Below are 18,018 nucleotides of genomic sequence, written 5' to 3'. Positions count from 1 at the left end.
ATCACCTCTTGAAAAAGTCTAAAGTTTTTCTCAATATATACCTTTTAAATAAATAAGAAGTCAAATGACCACTTGGAATAGAATATAATTTCTTTCTAACATTAATTGCATTATATAAATCCATTGTGGAATTTTTAGGAATAAATATATCAAACAAAGCTTTGAACATGATTGTTGGCGTTTTAACAAATTTTGCAAAAGTTAAAGGATCATATTCAAAACATGCAATTGGTGCCTTATCTAACTCCACTTCAGGATTATCCAATTTTTTTAAATAAATTGGATAATCATTTTGATGATATAACCTACACTTCTCGGGATTACATTCTTTATTTTCTTCATATTGAACTCTCAATACACCAGTTACAAAACTTTTCCATGTAATATGATAAAAATTTCCTCCTGTAACTGCCAGAGATAATCCTTTTATATCTTGTCTTAATGATGAGGCTATTGTTGAGACCATCCCTCCAAAACTAAATCCCATTAAATATAATTCGCTATTAAACTTTTCTTTTAAATAATTTAGTGTTGTAAGTATATCTACTACAGAATGTTCAAATCGAGCTCTTAAAACATAATTATTCGTTGTTGATAAAAACATTTCTCCACTTTTATAACCTGATGGGGTTCTGTCAAAATGATAAGGTAAAATCATTAGTGCACTATTATAACCATTTTTTGCAAAGTTTTCTGGAAACCATTTTAAATATTTTAAATTTTTTGTACCCAAACCATGAATAAAAAGAAGTGTTCTATCAGATTGTGTATTGTAAGTATACACAAATATTTTAGAAGATTCTGAATATTTGCAAGGATAATTTGATTTTAATAACGTTAAATCATTAGTTTCTTTTAATATTATTGGATTATTACTATAGTTTTTTGCAAATATCATATTACACCTCACTATTAATAGTATTTGTGATTTAAATAACTACTATATGTGGTAATTTTAAAGAAAAATATAAAAAGATTAAATAATTTTCATATATAATGGTACTACTAATATCATATCACAAATAGGGGGAAAAAATGAAAAAAATAGCAGAATATTTTAAAGGAAAATCTGTAAGAATAAATATTGAAGGAAATATTGGAAGTGGAAAAACTACTCTAGCTAATGCTTTATTTTACAAACTCAATGCTGATGAATTAATTTTAGAAGAATTTGAAAATAATCCTTATTTACCGCTATTATATAAAAACGAGGATGTTGGTTTTCAAACAGAAATGTTTTTTTTAGTATCAAGATACAAACAATATCAAAAAAATAATTATTCTAATCTTGTGATCTCTGATTATGATATGTTGAAAAATAAGATATTTGCTGATATCACTATAACGAATAAAAAAGAAAAGGAAAAATTTTTTAAAATTTATGAGATTCTTACTCAAGATATCAGAAAACCAGAAGTTTTAATATATATTGATACTGATGTCGATACTATTGTGGAACGTATAAAAAGAAGAAATAGGGATATGGAAAAAGTCATTGCAAGAGAATATCTTGAATTAGTGGATAATGGCTACAAAAATTATTTTTCAAATGAGAAAGATTTTTTATATATTAATGGAAATACATTTAATGTATTTGATGAAAAACAATTAAAACATTTATTAGAAAGAATAATTGAATATCTGGAGGGGAAATTATGGGTAAAATGATAGTTTTAGCAGGAAATGTAGGAGCGGGCAAATCAACTTTTACCAGAGTATTATCAGAAAGATTAGGATTCACACCCTATTATGAATCTGTAAATGATAATCCTTTTTTGGAAGATTTTTATCAGGATCAAAAAAAATGGTCTTATCACCTACAAACATTTTTTTTATTTCACAGGTTTAATAGTATAAAACAAATAATAGATTCTAAAGATAATGCTATATTAGATAGATCCATATATGAAGATGCTGAGATTTTTGCAAAAAATTTATATAACAATGGAAAAATGAGCGAAAGAGAATATCAAACATATAGACAGATTTTTTATACAATGCTTGAATTTTTAAAAAAGCCTGATTTATTAATATATATAAAAACAAGTGTAGATACTGTTGTTAAAAGAATTAAAAAAAGAGGGCGCGAAATGGAAATGCAAGTACCTATAGAATACTGGAAACAACTTGATGACCTTTATATGGAATGGATAAATAATTATAATCAGTCAAAAATATATGTTGTTGATGGTGATACGATTGATATCGTCGAAAATCCGGAATATATAGATAAAATCGTTGAAGATATTTCAGAAATATTAGAATTAGAAAATGTAAAATAGCCAAACGGCTATTTTACATTTTAAGTGAAATTGCTTTTATTTATAATTTGAAATTTATCCAAACTTCTCTCTTATAATGGCAGTAAGGTTGTTTTCCGGTTTTATCATAATAATCCTGATGATAATCTTCAGCTAAATAAAATTCTTTTGCTGGTTCAATTGATGTTGCAACAGTAAATTTTTCCGACAAAGTTTTTTTTAATTCTTCTGCTATTTTTTTCTGATTTTCATTTGTATAAAATATAACACTTCTATATTGAGTTCCAATATCAGGACCTTGCCTATTATATTCTGTGAAATCATGAATTTCAAAAAAATACTTAATTAAATCCTTTTCTGAGATTAAATCTTTATCAAAGATTATTTCGACTGTTTCAGCATGTCCTGTTCTGCCTGTACAAACATTTTCATATGTTGGATTTTCATAATTTCCACCCATATATCCAACATTGGTTTCTAAAACTCCATTTAATTTTTTGAATAAATGTTCAACTCCCCAAAAACATCCAGCTGCAAAATATATTTTATCTACTTTACTCACAAAATCATCTCCTTCTGAAAAAGTATCTAATACTTTTATTATATCATAATAAAAACAAAAATATTAGAATAAATGTCATTCCATAATTGGAACGACATTTATATTTTTAATTTTATATAACTTTTTCAACAATATAATCATCAATATTTCTCTTTTCAGAATTGATATTTACTCCTATTAAATATATTTCATTTTCAAATCCTATCTTTTCTATTCCCTTAAATGTTAAATACCCAGCCTGTGCAAAAAATATATTCGCATTGGCATCTTCTATTTCTCTTGTTGAGAAATCCATTGCATTTACTGTCGTTTTTACGAGTTCTTCATATTCTATTTTTTTTCCTTTTATGTAATTGTATAAGAATGATGGAGATCCGCTTTCAAACCAATAATTTTTAAATCTTTTCTCATCAAAAAATTTCAATACTGAAAAGGGATTATATACGTAATGTTCTCCATCATTTGTAATTCTGTATTCCTATTGGTAATTTTTTCATCTAATCGCCTCCGTATACATATATACATCCATTCTAATTATACTTCTACTTTTTTTCGTATTCATACACCAGTAATACATTAACACACTTCTTTAGAAAATGATGTAACTAATAAATTCTAAAAAATTTAATTTAATTTATTAAAGCGATTATATGTAAAATCCTTTAGTTTATATTGATTTTCCCCAACATAATATATGCCTTTTTTTATATAAGAATTATTTTTGTGAACTTCCCTATGATGCTTTTTACATAAGCAAATTAAATTTTCTAATACATCTTTTCCACCATTACTAACAGACTTAATATGATGAATTTCTAAGTTTGAAAATTCTTCACAACCCAATATTTCACATTGTTTTTTTATCTTATTTTTTTTAAACCATTTTGTTAATAATCGATATTGGTCTGTTCCTCTATATTTTTTATCTTCTTTTGGGAATAGTGCTTTATACAAAAAAGAAAAATAATAGTGTAAATCCCTTGCTAATCTTTCATGATCTGTAATTATACTTTCTAAATCATAATAATCGTCATAATATGCATAGAATATCGAAAAATATGATCCTCTAAAATCACCCTCTTTTATCGGAAAAATTTTTGGTATTTCTGATATGATTTCCTCATTTATTTCTATAAATTTTTGATCATTATTTTCTTTAACGGACATCATACTATAATATTGCCCTTTTTTTTCCAAATAAGATATCAATTCTTTTGTTTTTAATTGTAACTTTAAATCTTTAAAATTTTTTGAAAATGTAAATGCTATTCGTTTAGAATGTACTATACTAAATCCGAGATCTATTATATAAATAAAACCTTCTTCATCTTTATCAATTCTTATATCAATAGTATATCCAAAGCGAATTCCTTTAGGGTATTGTGTATAAAATTGCATATTGTTTAATATTGGTTCGTGGAAATAAATGGTTTTTACATTTTTTGACTCATCATCTTCATTTTTTGGAAGATGGTAAGTAAAATATCTATTTTCTATACGTTCTAAATCTTCTGCTATTTTTAATCCAAGATTATTTAAAAAGTCTTTCATTTCCATACTTTATCTCCTTAGTATTATTATATTATCAAAAAATCTTAATTTCTCAATTGACTCCTAAAGACTTAAATACAGCATCAATTGGATCATTATAAAATATCATTTGAATTTTCGTAACTAATTCTGTCGGAACCGTTGCTAGGTCTGCTGCAGAAGATGCAGGAATTAATATTCTTTTTGCTCCTGCATCAACTGATACTTGAATAACATCTGCAAGGTTATCAAGTTTATTAATGGTTCCACCAACCGTCATAGTTCCTGTTATAACTAAGCTTTCAAGGACAGATTTTTCTAAAACAGAAGAAAATAAACCTATTAATTCTGCAAGAGACAAATCACCTGTCATGCCTATTCCTTGCAAATCAATAACTTGCATAAGAAAATCAAATTTTTTTGTATTTATTGATGCAGAAACTCTTTTGGAATTTGATATAAAATAATTAAATGCTATGTCAAGTGCCTCTTTCGCATCTCTTAAACTGCCAAAACCGGATTTTGAAAATTTCCCAGTTCCAGAATTAACTTTATTTTCAAGCCTATATACTCCCAACATTCCTGAAATGTTACGAGCTACAAGATATATATTTCCAGGTTTTTCTTTACCTTCGGGTATTAATTTTCCTCCACCCATTTCCGGCACTGAAATAAAATGTTCTTCATTATTGTCTCTATCTCTATAAGAAAAATGCACATCATAAAATTCCATTCCACCAATTTTTTTTAACTGTTCTTTTACTCTTCTTCTTCCTATTAATGCATATTCTAAAATTTCTTTTATATCCTCTTTTGTAAATTCACCGTTAGGATAAATTAATTTCACTAATCCGGAGACCGTTTTTCTAACAGCAATAACATCTCTTTGATTCAAATCCTTACCAAAAATAAAATACTTATCAATAGCATCAGAAAATGTTCTTTTTCTCATTTCTCTAAAAAACTCTGCAAGATAATCAACAATAAAACCATATCTATCTGTAAAAAATTCTGGTCTCATTTTTGGTATTTCCCAACCTGGAATATAAAAATGCATTCTATCAAAAAATGCCGAATCGTTTGACATTTCAGGAGGAAACGGAGAAAAAAGATGTGATGTTTTTAATACAGTTTCTATACTTTGATTGATATTCCCAACAAAAACCATAGAAGCTGAAGCCTGTTTTTCTTCTTTTCCACGCGCGAACGAACCTGAGGACATATAATCTTTCATAATCTGTATACCATCTTTATCTTTAAATCTTATTCCAGCTACTTCATCAAAAGCAACAACATCCCACATACCAACAAGGCCTATCCTTCTTGTAGACATATTATAAAATAAATTTGCAACGGTAGTTTGACCACCAGAAATTAAAATACTATTTGGAGATATTTCTTTATAAACATATGATTTCCCAGTACCTCTTGGTCCCAATTCACAAATATTATAATTATTTTCCACAAACGGAATTAATCGAGACAATAAATGCCATTTTACGTTATACTCAAAATTGTCTGGTTCCAGTCCAACAGAACGTAGTAAAATATCAATCCATTCATCTTTTGAAAAATTTTTTCTACCTTCAAATATTTCTTTAATATCCAAATGTGGCATTTGGATTGGTTTTAATGAAGAAATAAGAAATGGACTTATGTCTTTTCTTTCATCATAAAAATATTCCATATCAAGAATTGCCCATATTCCGCCAGCAAGAAGTTTATCATATTTTTTTATATATTCTGCAGAAATTAAAACTTCTTTTATACCAAGATTTGAAAATTGTGCTTCATATATATCCTTTTTTTCATTTAATTTTACAGTAATCTTATCTATTATTTTATAACTTCCTAATTCTTTGATTTTTGACTTTACTTTTTCTGCTTCATCTGGTCGAACAAAATTCTCAGCAAGAATTTTTTTTACCTTTTTTATTCCATGTTCTATTGCTTCTTCATCATCTGTTGCACAGTACATACCAAGCAAATATTCAAGTACATATATTGGAACATTTGCTCCCTGTTTTATTAATTTAGGCAAATCCTTTCTTACAACTCTTCCTGAAAAATATTTATTAATCTTTACATCAAGATCCATCTCATTTATTTCCATGTTTATTACCCCCGTTAAAATTCATCTGGAAACGCTATATCAATTTCATAATTGTATGTTTTTTTTATTTTTTTATTTTTATCCTCTATTATCAACACTCCATTAATTCTTCTGCTTATACTGCTTTTTAAAGTTATTTTCTTTAAAATAATCCTTTTACTATTATCTAAATCATCTAAATCTGCATTAATTTCAACTATTTCTGAAATAATATTTCCATCCTTATCTTCAAAATATACTTTATAAACAGAAGGCAAAAATTTATTTGAAATTGGATTTTTTTGGAAAAATTTTAATATATATGTATTATTAGTTACCTTTCTTTCTTGATTTAATAATTCAATTTCAACATGTTTAGCTTTTTCATCTTTTCTTGAAGCTGAATATTCTATTAATGGAATTATAACTTCCTGGGGAGTTGCACCACCATGAACATACTTAAAGCCACTTCCTTGAATCTTAAACCTTAAATTTCCTTTTGGAATATAAACCCAGAAAATTGGATTATTTATATATGAAAGTGAGAATTTATGAACATATTCTGCTTTTATATTTTCATCAGATAAAATAAATCTTTTGTTTAAAATTATCTGATTAATATTTAATTTTTCTAATTTATCTAATTCACTTAGATTAGAAAATTGGTATATAAAACCATGATCAGATGTAATAATAATATGAGAAATGCTCAAATTATTCTTAAGATCCTTTACAAGATTGTATAATTCATCAATTGCTTTTTCACAAGCTTTAAATACATCATCTTCACTTTTTGCATTATCTCCTACTTCGTCAACAGTATTATGATAAATTAAAATCTTTTTCTTATCTTTAGTAATTTCTCTTTTTTCTTTTTGAGATAGTGTTTTATAATCTTTATATCTAAAAATTTTTATTTGTTTATTGCTTTCAAGCAATTTTGTTTTATCTTCAAATGAAGAAGTCCTTTTTCCATTTATAATTATTGAGCCATCATCTTTTATTTTTATTTCATTTTTAATTCCAACTTCATTTACATTTGGCATTAAAGCAGCCATACCTAAAGAAGTTATTGAAGGTATAACGCTTAACATTGCTTCTATAGTTACTCTTCCTGGTAATTCTTTTAATTTTTTGCTTAATTCAACTCCAATTTCATACCTTAAGGCATCTGAAATTATTACCACAGTCTTTTTTTCACTGGAAATATGTTTAGAAAACAATTCTTGTTGTTTGTTTACACCACTTATATCCCAATTTCCATTCAATTTTGATAAATGTTTATCCCACATTTCATTTAAATTTTCGGTAAATTTGTTATATACATTTTCAACTTTTTCAATGAATTTATTTAAATGTGAATTTGGTTTAGAATTAAAGTTTAAATAAAATTTTCGGTAATAAAAATCCATTTCATAATAAATCTTTTTATATTTCTCAAAACCTTCCTCAATATTATCGAAAAAAACCTCTGTTTTTTTCTCAAATTCTAGCATTTTTAAATAATAATACAATCCTTCATATGTTTCCCAAAATTCGTTATACCAAAAATTTTCTTTTCTTATTTTTATAACATTAAGAAATTTTTCAAAATCATAATATCCAGAATCAATAGAATCTAATATTTCATTTATAATTATTTCATCGAAAAATCTAAATGTTTCCGCATTTTTAATCTCATCAAATGAACAATTAATTTTTCTAAAATATTCATCTAGGTTAAGTTCTTTTTGAATTTTTGCTGAAAGCTCTTTATACAGCTCTCTGTCTTCAGAATTTCTCCAATGATTTAAAAAAACAATGATATTATTTATCTTTTTACTGGAAATATGTGATTCATATTCTTTTAAAAGTGCTGGATTTATCTGCTTGCTTAAATCTGTAATAAACAAATAATATAAAAATAGGTTTAAATCTTTCTCACCAGCATATCCAAAATGTTCCTTTAATATATTCCAGAAATCATCTTTATTAACAAATTTCAAGATATCTTCTAACAATTTATTTTCATCATTCAATTCTTCAGATAAAATCTTTCTTATTGCTTTCTCAAGGTCAATAACTTTTAATTTTGTTAATACACTTATCATACCTATAGTAAGTTCGAATTCAGAAGAATATTCTTCTTTTAAAGATATTAAACTTAAAATCCTGTTTTTGTTTTTAAAAAACTTTTCATTTCTCTCTACAAAACTTCTTAAATTTGAACTTAAATTTAACTCATTCATTATCAAACTAATTTTATCTGCATAAAATATTTCTGAATATAAAAATATATCAAGCAACCAATTTTCTTTTGAATGTAAATCAAAATCATTTACATAAATCAAAAAATTTTCTTCAAGTTTTTCAATTTCAACTAAATATTTTATCGTAAAAAAATTATTTTGATTTAAAACTATTTTATTAATATTTTCTATTTCTATAGTTTCAAACTCTTCTTTAAAACTATTTTTTTTATCTATCCAGAAGACTATTTTTCTATTTTCATAGTAATTTTTATTAGAAAATTTTTCTTCTAATAAATTTTTTATATTCATATTTTGCTACTCCTTTATTTTATTTTTTCAAGAATACTTTCAAATAGCTTATAGTTTTCTTCAACACCATTATCAAGATCTATTTCTATTTTTTTATCGGCATAATGCTGGATTTTAGTATCATATTCTTTTATTTCATCTATATAATCTGATAATTTTTTATGCAATCTTTCATATTTTTTCTTATTGCTTCTACTTAGTTCTACAGGATTTTCTAAATATTTTGATATGGTCTTAAAATTAGATTCATATATATTCTGTATCTTAAATAAGTAGTCTGTTCTGATTTTTGAAATTGTATTTTCATTATATCTGTGCATATATATTAAAACTTTAAATGCTCCTTTTTTCCCAGAAGTAAACATCCAATAAATAGGTTTTTTCTTATAAATTTTTGTATGATCTTTATAAAAATTCTTAATAAAATACTTTCTAAGTGTTTCTTCTGGATCAATAGATTTTTCATTTAGGGTTTTTGCTATAAATTCCAAATTTTCTTTTAGATTTTCTTTTCCAAAAGTATATTCAACAAAACTAACAAATTTTTCCACTATATCATCTTTAAACCCATAATCATCATCGAGAATTGGCAAAATCCCATCTTCATCTGGTTTATAATTTGGATAATCATTCATATTAAATTTTCCACCAGCAAAAATTAATTCTTCTTTATCTGGTGAATATCTTCCAAACATGCAACCCACGGCATATGAAATAAATGATTTTACATCTCTTAATCTTTCTGCTTTCCTAATAGTAATATCCTCATCTTTAACTTCATAAGATATTTCATTAGCAAGATCATATATATCTAAAAATATTTTATTTAAATCTTCTTCATTTTGTTTAAGTTTATAAAATCTTTCTTCTGCATATTTCTCCCAATTATAATAAGCGTTTTCTATTTTTCCACTTTCATCTTTAAATCTTAAGAAAGGATGTGTTTTAAAATTCCATGAAGTTTCAAAATCGTCCCAATCTTCTTTTGAATTTTCGATGTTCTCATTTATTAATATATTAATTTTATTTAATAACGATATTTTATTATTTTCAAAAACAGGTATTTTAGATATTGAACCTGGGTTAAAATCAATGGTTGGTGCTAATATTTTTAAAATTAATAAAGATACTTTTGAATTTAACAAACCTAAAATATAATTTGCCATATTTGAATTCGAAAAAATCATAGGACCTTTAGAATCAAATATAAAACCATATGGTGAATATCTAAAACTAGGTTTTGACGAAGAAATTGCTGACCACGTAATTCCTTCTTTGAAATAATAATTCATATTTTGAGGTCTTGACTTTAATTTTCCTTTGGAATCTCTAAAATTTCTAATTTCATAACCATCATTTTCCCAATTTACAACATATTCTTGATTTCCATACCACTTTCTAAAGTTTCCACCCTTATTATATGGGAACCATTTTAAACCAGACTTTTTTGCTTCTTCCCTTGAACTATAACCAAAACCAATATTATTTATATCAACTTCATGCCATAGTCTTAAAAATCGTTTATTGTCACTGGTTGCTAATCCTTGTCTCGGTTCTGCAAATTCACCTAACATCTTTTCTTTTTCAAATGATTTCACCATTTTATCACTAACCCAATAAGCAATAGGCGATCCTGGGATTTTTTTGAAATTGATTTGTTTAAATGAATATACTATTTTAAATAAATTTCCATTTTCTTTAATCTCTTTTTTTACTTCTTTGTAAGAATCAAAATCAAATCTAAAATTTATTTTTTTATTAGATTTTTTATATATTATAGATAAAATTTCAGATCTGATTTTCTGAGACATTTTATTAAATAATCTAAAATATTTTCCCATATAACTTTTTAACTTATTTTTTCTAACAACAAAAGATGATGTTCCAAATTCTATTCCTATAGCTCCATAACCAAGATGAATCAATGAATAAATAGTATAATTTTCAATTATTTTTTTTCTAAGTTTTTCATAGGATGAAAGAAACATCCATGATTGCATAGTTATCATAGCGTTAAATCCATTCTCTTTTAAAAACTTAAAGTTTCTTTCAATAAAGACAGCAAATAAGTCGGATTTTGAATCTGGATAATTTTTTTCAAGGTATTTTTTCAGATCTTTGTGTATATATTTATTTCCAATATACGGCGGGTTCGTTATTACAACATCATATTTTTGATTTAGTATATCTGCGATTTTTATTATTTCAGAAATTAGTTCCTTTAATTTATTGACACTATCCTTTTTAAAAAAATTAGTTTCATATTTTTTTTCTAAATTAGTTAAATGATCTAATATAAAAGAATAATCAATATTTTCTATTTCTATTAAAGAGCCATACAATTTAGCATCTTTGAATTTTTCTAATAGATTAATTGTGATCTCTTTTTCTTCTTTTGACATATTTTCTGTTAATAATTCGATATCGTTTTCAACAATTTCATTGCTTTCAATAATTTCTGAGATGTTTATCTCAAAATTTTGTCTAAAAAATCTTCTATTTTTACTTCTTGTTTTCATTACTAAAGAAAAATATGCCAACTGTGCAGCACGTTTATCTATATCAAGACCAAAAAGATTATTTTTCAATATCAATCTTGGAATTTCTGTTTCTAATTCTCCTGTTTCTTTATATATATCGTATAATATATCAAATGCATATGTTAAAATATGCCCTGATCCACAACAAGGGTCTATAACCTTTATTTCTTCAGGCTTAACGTTTTTGTATCTTATTTTCTCAAGTTCTTGTTTAACTTCTTCATTTTGTTCTGGTTCTTCGAGGAAATATTCCCATTTTTCTTTCAGACTTGTTTCAGGATTAACTTCTACCCATAATTTTCCTAAAGAATTTTCTGTCATGTATTTTACAATCCAGTCTGGTGTAAATAATTGAGTAACAAAAGGGATTTCTTCTTTTTTATAAGCTTTTTTCTTTGACATTGTTTCATCTTTTTTTTCTGAAATATAAAATTGATAAAGCCACCCTATTATTTCAACATCTTTCCAATCTTCATCTGGAATATTTTCAGACATTTTTACCAAAAGCGAATCTTTTCCAAATAAATTGTCTGGAAATAATAATTCTGTATAATCATTTATTTCTTCAAACATAAATGGCATGTATTTATGAAGTTTATTACACAGTTTTACTATAATTTTTTTGAATAATTCATTTCTTTTATTGAAGTCCCCTGCTAATATTCTTATTTCATCTCTATCAAGATTAAGATAATCGGAAATTTCAAATGGATTTTTTATTATCACCGGCTCAATATCATTTTCAATCGAAAGAATTTTTATGTCTAAAGGTAAGAAATCTGGAAAATATTTATTATTTTCCATAAATTTAATTGCTATAAGTCTATTAAACCAGGTATAGGCTATTTCTTCAATAACATTCTCATATCCATCTAAATTCATTTTTTCAATTATTCTGTTTCTTGCTTTTATTTCTTCAGTTTTTAATGGTATTCCATTAATTATTTTTTTATTTTGTTCTTCAGGATTTTTTATTGAATCTTTTGTTAATTCATAAAATTTAGCTTTAAGTTCAACCTTTTCTAATAACTCTTTTCGCGCATTAATAGCAAACTTTTTAATAGCATTTTTATCCATATCCATCCCCCATTATTCTATTATTTTTAATATTTTTCCATTTTTTATTTCTGATAAAAGATTTTGTTTTAAGGTATTTATAAACTTTTCTAAATCATCTTCATTTTTAATTTCCTTAATCTCTATATATTCAACTATTTTAATCGGTATTTCTACATTTTCTGCTACAACAGGAGGTTTAACTTTTATTTCAGGATAAATTCTTTTACTTTTTTCTTCTTTAATTTTATCTTTTAATTTATTAATATTATTTAACCATGTATGGTAATTTGCTTTTAAAATTACTATATTATTTTCATTTTTAATAGTATTTAATATTTTTAATTTAGTTGAGTTTATTTCATTTTTTAATCTTTCTGAAATGTTATTTTCTGAAAGCAATGAATCAAAATCATTTTCAAATTCTATCTTGAATTCTTCTTTTAATTTGGAAAGTTTCTCTTTTTCATAATTTTCAATTTTTTGAATCAACTCAGGTATATTTCTTATTTTTGTATATAGCTCTGAACTATTTATAATATTTTTTATTTCCTCTATTTCATTTTTAACAGGATCATAATTAATAGAAATTTTTCTGGAATCTAATTCCTTCAAATATTCTCTTCCTTTAATAAATAGTTCTTTTTGTTTGCTTCCATCTTTTAAAAATAGTTTTATTTTTTCATATTCATCTTTCCAATCATTAATTTCATTTTCTAAATCAAGGAAAGTCTTAAATAGCATTTTATCATTTGAATCAAGAGAAATTCTTTTTAATATTTTTAATCCTTCATTTATTATTTCAATACCTGGAAATTTATTAATTTCACACTCTTTTAAATAATTTCTCAAAGTATTAATTTCATCTTTTATTTTTGCTTTTAAAACTTCTGCAATTTCATCTGTATCATCTTTTTCAAGAGATTCATCAAATAATTCTAAATAAAGTTTTTTTACATCTTGCAGCGTTTTTGAATCTATTTTTTCCTTTTTTCTAACTTCAATTTTTTCATTATATCGATTTAGCAACTTTTCCAGAAAGTCGTTATTTTCGTGTGTAAACTTTTCTCTATTATATTTAAATTCAATCTCTTTATTTTGATATAACTTAATCAAACAATAAACAATATCTTCTTTTCGCCATCCAAAAGGTATTTTAGAGAAATATTCTATTATATCTTTTACTGTACTATTTTCACTTAAATAATATTGTATGTAATTCGTTACTTCTTTTATTGCTTTTGGATTATTAGAATTATCTATTCCATCTAAATCAATTTTTAAATTTTTAAGTTCTGCGTTTAAAAGCTTTTCTGTATAAGATTGTTCTATATAATTCATTCGTGGATAATTTATTTCAATTAGATTTTTTAGAGCGTTTTCAATAATACTTTTAGTGGAATCACCAGAAACATCTATTTTTTGTCCATTAATATAAAACTCTGATTTTTTTATTATTTCTTTTAATAATGACTGTAATCTTTTTTCTTTAGCAGGTATTTCATTGTTTTTTGCTTCAATGACGCGTTTTAAAGTTTTGGAAAGGTCATCATGTACTTTGTTCTTAATATATTCGGCTAATTTTAAATAAGTTTTTATTTCTTCAATAAATTTTTCATCATCTATTAATTTTAAATAAAGGGTATTTTGATTTTTCATTGATAACAATTTTATATCTTCATCATAAAGCTCATTATCAGAGGTTATAATTTCTATAAAAAGTTCTGAATTAGGGTACTTCACTAAACTTCCATTTATTTTTACACTATACGCAAAATCATTTACTTTGTTATATCTTATTTTTTGTGAGATGCTATTTTGATCAAAAATAAATTCAATAATTTTTTTATCTACATCTAAAGGATTTAATTCCATTTTTTTTATTTCTCGATTTATTTCCTGTTCTTCATCTGTTAAAAAATAATATTTATCTATATTCTTTTCTATTAAATTTTGATTTTCAAGTTTGATTAATGATTGTTGTATTTTTTTCTTTAACTCTATTTTATCTTGATCTATTTTATCTATCATTAATGTCGTTAGATTTTCAATTGTTGGTGGCATTTCTTTTGAAAGATATCTCAACATAAATAAAAGTTTTAATATCCTGATATCAAAATCATTTAAATAATTATTCTCTATGGCATTTTCAAATACTCTTCTTATTGTAGAGGCAAGAAAATTTTCTATTGAATCATAAAATATATCAAAAGGTATTAAAATCCCTTCTTCTTTATTTATATATAATAATATAGCTTCCTGAAAAGCAGAAAGCATAGATCTTTCACCTTCTGAAAGATGTTTTCCAGAGCTCCCGTGAATTCTAACCTGTTCAAAAACTTTTTGAAGCAATTTAGTTTGATATGGTATAAATGGATATAGATTTACAAATTCTTCTTGATTTGAATATCCGTTAAATATATTGACGCTATTTTTGAAATTAATGGCATTTTTTAAAGGTATATTTTTTTCTTCATATAAGACTTTTAACATATCTTCAGCAACAGATTTTTTTTCAAGCAAACGTTTTTGAATAACTTCAGATACAGATACGGAAGATAAATTTAATCTTGTTTTAAATCTTGCTTGTATTTTTGAAAAATCTTTTTCCCTTACTTTCGTTATAGAATCAATATCTTCTTGTGAAGTAACTATTATCCAGGCCTTTCCCCGACAGTGATTTGCAAGTTCTTCTGAAAGAGTTTGAAGATTTAATATTAAATTATTATTATCACCTATATATTGACCAACTTCATCTACAAAAAAGATAATGTGAAAATCATCACCTTTTTTTTCAATATAATCTTTTACTTCTTCTGCAAAATTCTTTATAGAAGTATCATTTCCAAGGCTTTTAAAATCAAATAAATTTTTATCTTCTTCTGTCATATTCATAATTTCTGCAACTATTTCTTTTACCTTATTTTTTTCAAATGGAAATTTTCGTCTCCCATCTTTCTCCCACTTTTTTCCAGTTTTTTCATAATATTTGTTTTTAAATTCTTCTAATTTTCCAAATTCATACAAATATTTTTCCAGGTTTGTAATTTCATCATTTTCACCATATAATCCCATATTTTTATAAAACATTTTTCTAAATACTTTTACAATTGCATCTTTATCTGATTTTGCATCCGCAGAACTTTCAGCATCAATATTAAATAATATTGTTTCTGTTTCTATTGAAGCTGCTCGTTCTATATCCGCAAGTAACATTGCATCTTCTATTTTTTCTTTAAAGAACTCTATGGCTTTTTTGCCTTTAACTTCTTTATTTGAAAGTAAATATGATAATATTTTTAAAAAATGAGATTTACCTGATCCAAAAAAGCCTGATATCCATACACCTATCTCATCAGTTTCATTCTCTAAACTTTCGTTATAAATGTTATAAAAGTTCCTTAAATGTGTCCTTATTTCTCGCGTTACAACATATTCATCAAGCTCCTGATATATAATATCCTCACTTTCTTGACCAGCTTTAATTACACCTTTAATGTATCTTGTAATATCTTTCTTAAACATATCTTTTATTTTCACGTTCTCCATCCCCCTTGCTTTAATTTATTATTGGAAATGCTCTATAATAATTATCATCTTTTAATTTATTAAATAATTCCAACTTTTGTCCATCATATTTTCCTGGATAAAATAAAATTAAAGGTTTATTTTCAATTACGCTGTGCAATTTATTTAAAATTGTATGCGATCTAACAAAAGGATATATTTGCCCTACACCAGTTATTAATATTATCTCAAAGTCGTTTGATTCTTCTGCGATTTTTTCAATAAACGCATCAGGTGGAGCAAAAGTTTTTATGGCATTTAAAACTTCCTCACTTCCTTCAGTTTTTTCCATATTTATTACATCTTCTATTAAATTTTCTTTTTCTAACATTTCTATAAGCATATGGTATAAATTAAATTCTTTAATTTTTTTTGATTTTATGTTTTTGATTACCTTATCCAAATGATATCTAACCACCATTTCATATTTCGGATCATAATCAAAGATATAAAAACTAATCTCATTTCCTAATCCTTTATTTTTAGAAAAATCTTTATCTTCAATAATCTTTTTGATTTTATTTAATTGTTCTTCTATTTTCATCTAAATAACACTCCCATGCATTCAAGAAAAATTTCTTCATTCTTTGAAATTATATATTTTTTAAAAGAATCATCTATTAAAATATATTGTATTTCCATTGTTTTTTTATCTTTAATTATTCCTGAATCATAAAGTATTTTTTTTATTTCTGTTTTTGTTCTTCTTAGTGTTTTTTCACTCCAATTAGAAATTTCAGATATTTGGATTTTCTTTTCTTCAAAAAAGTTATTTATTTCAAAATCGTTTAATTTAAAATTTTTATATAGGTATTTTTCTCTTATTATTTCAAACATAAAATCAAACATAAGTTTATTTGATTTCATTATTAAATACAAATTTATTGCTCTTTTAGTATCATATGATGTTGAAATGAAAATTTGAACAAGCTCTTTGTCAATGTATTTTAATCTTTTTTTCAATGCTGTAAAAACCCTTTGTGTTGATGCCGTTGAAGAATATTGAAATAAATTTTCCTCAAAAACTTTCTTTTTTATTTCATCCATTGAAAAATTCTGATTTAATAATTCAATCATGATTTTTAATTCTCTTAATAAGGATCTATCCCCGCTTAATGTTGTATATTTCATTATATCACTCCCGATTTTCAATATTATAGAATAAATATATTTTATTTTATAATTCCATGATACTAGTATTATATTATTATTTTTATACAAAATTTTAACATTTACTACATTTAAATTATATCATTTTTTCTTTAAAAGTCAAAAAATTTTTATCAATATAAAAAACAAAAATATTATAATAAATGCCATTCCATAATTGGAACGACATTTATATTTTTAATTTTATATAACTTTTTCAACAATATAATCATCAATATTTCTCTTTTCAGAATTGATATTTACTCCTATTAAGTATATTTCATTTGCATTATCTATGTATTTTTCATAATACTTCTTTTCTTTTATTTGAGATATTGCGTCAATTGCACTTCGTATTCACCCCTTACAAGATTTGGACAAAAAATAAGAAAGTGATATCATAAAATTGAAAAAAAGAAAGGGGTGTTTTTTATGAGAAAACGAACTAATTACGAACCAGAATTTAAGTTATCTGTTGTTAAAGAGTATCTTTCTGATGATTCATTAACTCAAAGAGATATTTGTGAAAAGTATTCTATTCCAGATTCTGTTTTTGCAAGATGGGTTAAAAAATATAAAGATTCTAATTATGACGATAATGTGTTTCATTCAAAAAAAGGTCGTCCTAGTTCTATGATTTCTGATATTTCTAAGGTTCCTCCAATTATTTACGAATCTGCTGGTATTATTAAGTCTAATTCAAATAATACTAATGATTCTG

Annotated in this window: 13 protein-coding genes and 1 pseudogene; 3 read left to right on the top strand and 11 right to left on the bottom strand. The window is 24.6% G+C overall.

Translation table 11 applies throughout. The features are described 5' to 3' along the window. Window position 1 precedes the first annotated feature (1 nt). Entirely contained in the window at window positions 2-898 is an 897-nt protein-coding gene (locus XO12_RS09455) for a carboxylesterase (protein WP_175420186.1), read from the bottom strand. A gap of 137 nt (window positions 899-1,035) precedes the next feature. Between XO12_RS09455 and XO12_RS09450 the strand changes: the two genes are divergently transcribed. Together XO12_RS09450 and XO12_RS09445 are read left to right on the top strand one after the other, a co-directional pair. After that, window positions 1,036-1,668 (top strand): deoxynucleoside kinase, encoded by a 633-nt coding sequence (locus tag XO12_RS09450; RefSeq protein WP_047264754.1) that lies wholly within the window; start codon window positions 1,036-1,038, stop codon window positions 1,666-1,668. Then, on the top strand, window positions 1,656-2,282 hold the full coding sequence (locus XO12_RS09445; RefSeq protein WP_047264755.1) for a deoxynucleoside kinase: 627 nt from the start codon (window positions 1,656-1,658) through the stop codon (window positions 2,280-2,282). The genes XO12_RS09450 and XO12_RS09445 overlap by 13 nt, the downstream gene beginning before the upstream one ends. 40 nt (window positions 2,283-2,322) lie before the next feature. Here the strand turns inward: XO12_RS09445 and msrA are convergent, their stop codons facing one another. The 10 genes and pseudogenes from msrA to XO12_RS11355 form a co-directional block, all read right to left on the bottom strand. Beyond that, on the bottom strand, window positions 2,323-2,823 hold the full coding sequence (gene msrA / locus XO12_RS09440) for a peptide-methionine (S)-S-oxide reductase MsrA (protein WP_175420185.1): 501 nt from the start codon (window positions 2,821-2,823) through the stop codon (window positions 2,323-2,325). A 187-nt stretch (window positions 2,824-3,010) separates the two neighbouring features. Further along, a pseudogene (locus tag XO12_RS09435) lies at window positions 3,011-3,283 on the bottom strand (AAA family ATPase); the annotation flags it as partial. A gap of 164 nt (window positions 3,284-3,447) precedes the next feature. Next, window positions 3,448-4,380 (bottom strand): HNH endonuclease signature motif containing protein, encoded by a 933-nt coding sequence (locus XO12_RS09430; protein WP_175420184.1) that lies wholly within the window; start codon window positions 4,378-4,380, stop codon window positions 3,448-3,450. A gap of 46 nt (window positions 4,381-4,426) precedes the next feature. Further along, window positions 4,427-6,451 carry a protease Lon-related BREX system protein BrxL gene (brxL, locus tag XO12_RS09425; RefSeq protein ID WP_175420192.1) on the bottom strand — a complete coding sequence of 675 codons (2,025 nt, stop codon included), beginning with the start codon at window positions 6,449-6,451 and terminating at the stop codon, window positions 4,427-4,429. Window positions 6,452-6,480: 29 nt separating this feature from the next. After that, window positions 6,481-8,985 carry a BREX-1 system phosphatase PglZ type A gene (gene pglZ / locus XO12_RS09420; RefSeq protein WP_175420183.1) on the bottom strand — a complete coding sequence of 835 codons (2,505 nt, stop codon included), beginning with the start codon at window positions 8,983-8,985 and terminating at the stop codon, window positions 6,481-6,483. Window positions 8,986-8,999: 14 nt separating this feature from the next. Further along, a complete protein-coding gene (pglX, locus tag XO12_RS09415) occupies window positions 9,000-12,602 on the bottom strand; it encodes a BREX-1 system adenine-specific DNA-methyltransferase PglX (RefSeq protein ID WP_175420182.1) in 3,603 nt (1,200 codons plus the stop codon). A 12-nt stretch (window positions 12,603-12,614) separates the two neighbouring features. Next, window positions 12,615-16,121, bottom strand: a complete 3,507-nt coding sequence (brxC, locus tag XO12_RS09410; protein WP_175420181.1) for a BREX system P-loop protein BrxC — start codon at window positions 16,119-16,121, stop codon at window positions 12,615-12,617. Window positions 16,122-16,140: 19 nt separating this feature from the next. Continuing rightward, entirely contained in the window at window positions 16,141-16,692 is a 552-nt protein-coding gene (locus XO12_RS09405) for a DUF1788 domain-containing protein (RefSeq protein ID WP_175420180.1), read from the bottom strand. Next, entirely contained in the window at window positions 16,689-17,279 is a 591-nt protein-coding gene (locus XO12_RS09400) for a DUF1819 family protein (protein WP_175420179.1), read from the bottom strand. Before XO12_RS09400 ends, XO12_RS09405 begins: the two co-directional genes overlap by 4 nt. 222 nt (window positions 17,280-17,501) lie before the next feature. Next, window positions 17,502-17,633, bottom strand: a complete 132-nt coding sequence (locus tag XO12_RS11355) for a PD-(D/E)XK nuclease domain-containing protein (RefSeq protein ID WP_368493438.1) — start codon at window positions 17,631-17,633, stop codon at window positions 17,502-17,504. 96 nt (window positions 17,634-17,729) lie between these two features. Between XO12_RS11355 and XO12_RS09390 the strand changes: the two genes are divergently transcribed. Beyond that, window positions 17,730-18,018: transposase (locus XO12_RS09390; protein WP_175420178.1), on the top strand; the 289-nt coding region annotated here is incomplete at its 3' end.

Source organism: Marinitoga sp. 1154, from assembly GCF_013363285.1.
Lineage (GTDB): Bacteria > Thermotogota > Thermotogae > Petrotogales > Petrotogaceae > Marinitoga.
Note: the sequence above shows the minus strand (reverse complement) of the source record. Positions and strands in the feature narration are given on the sequence as shown.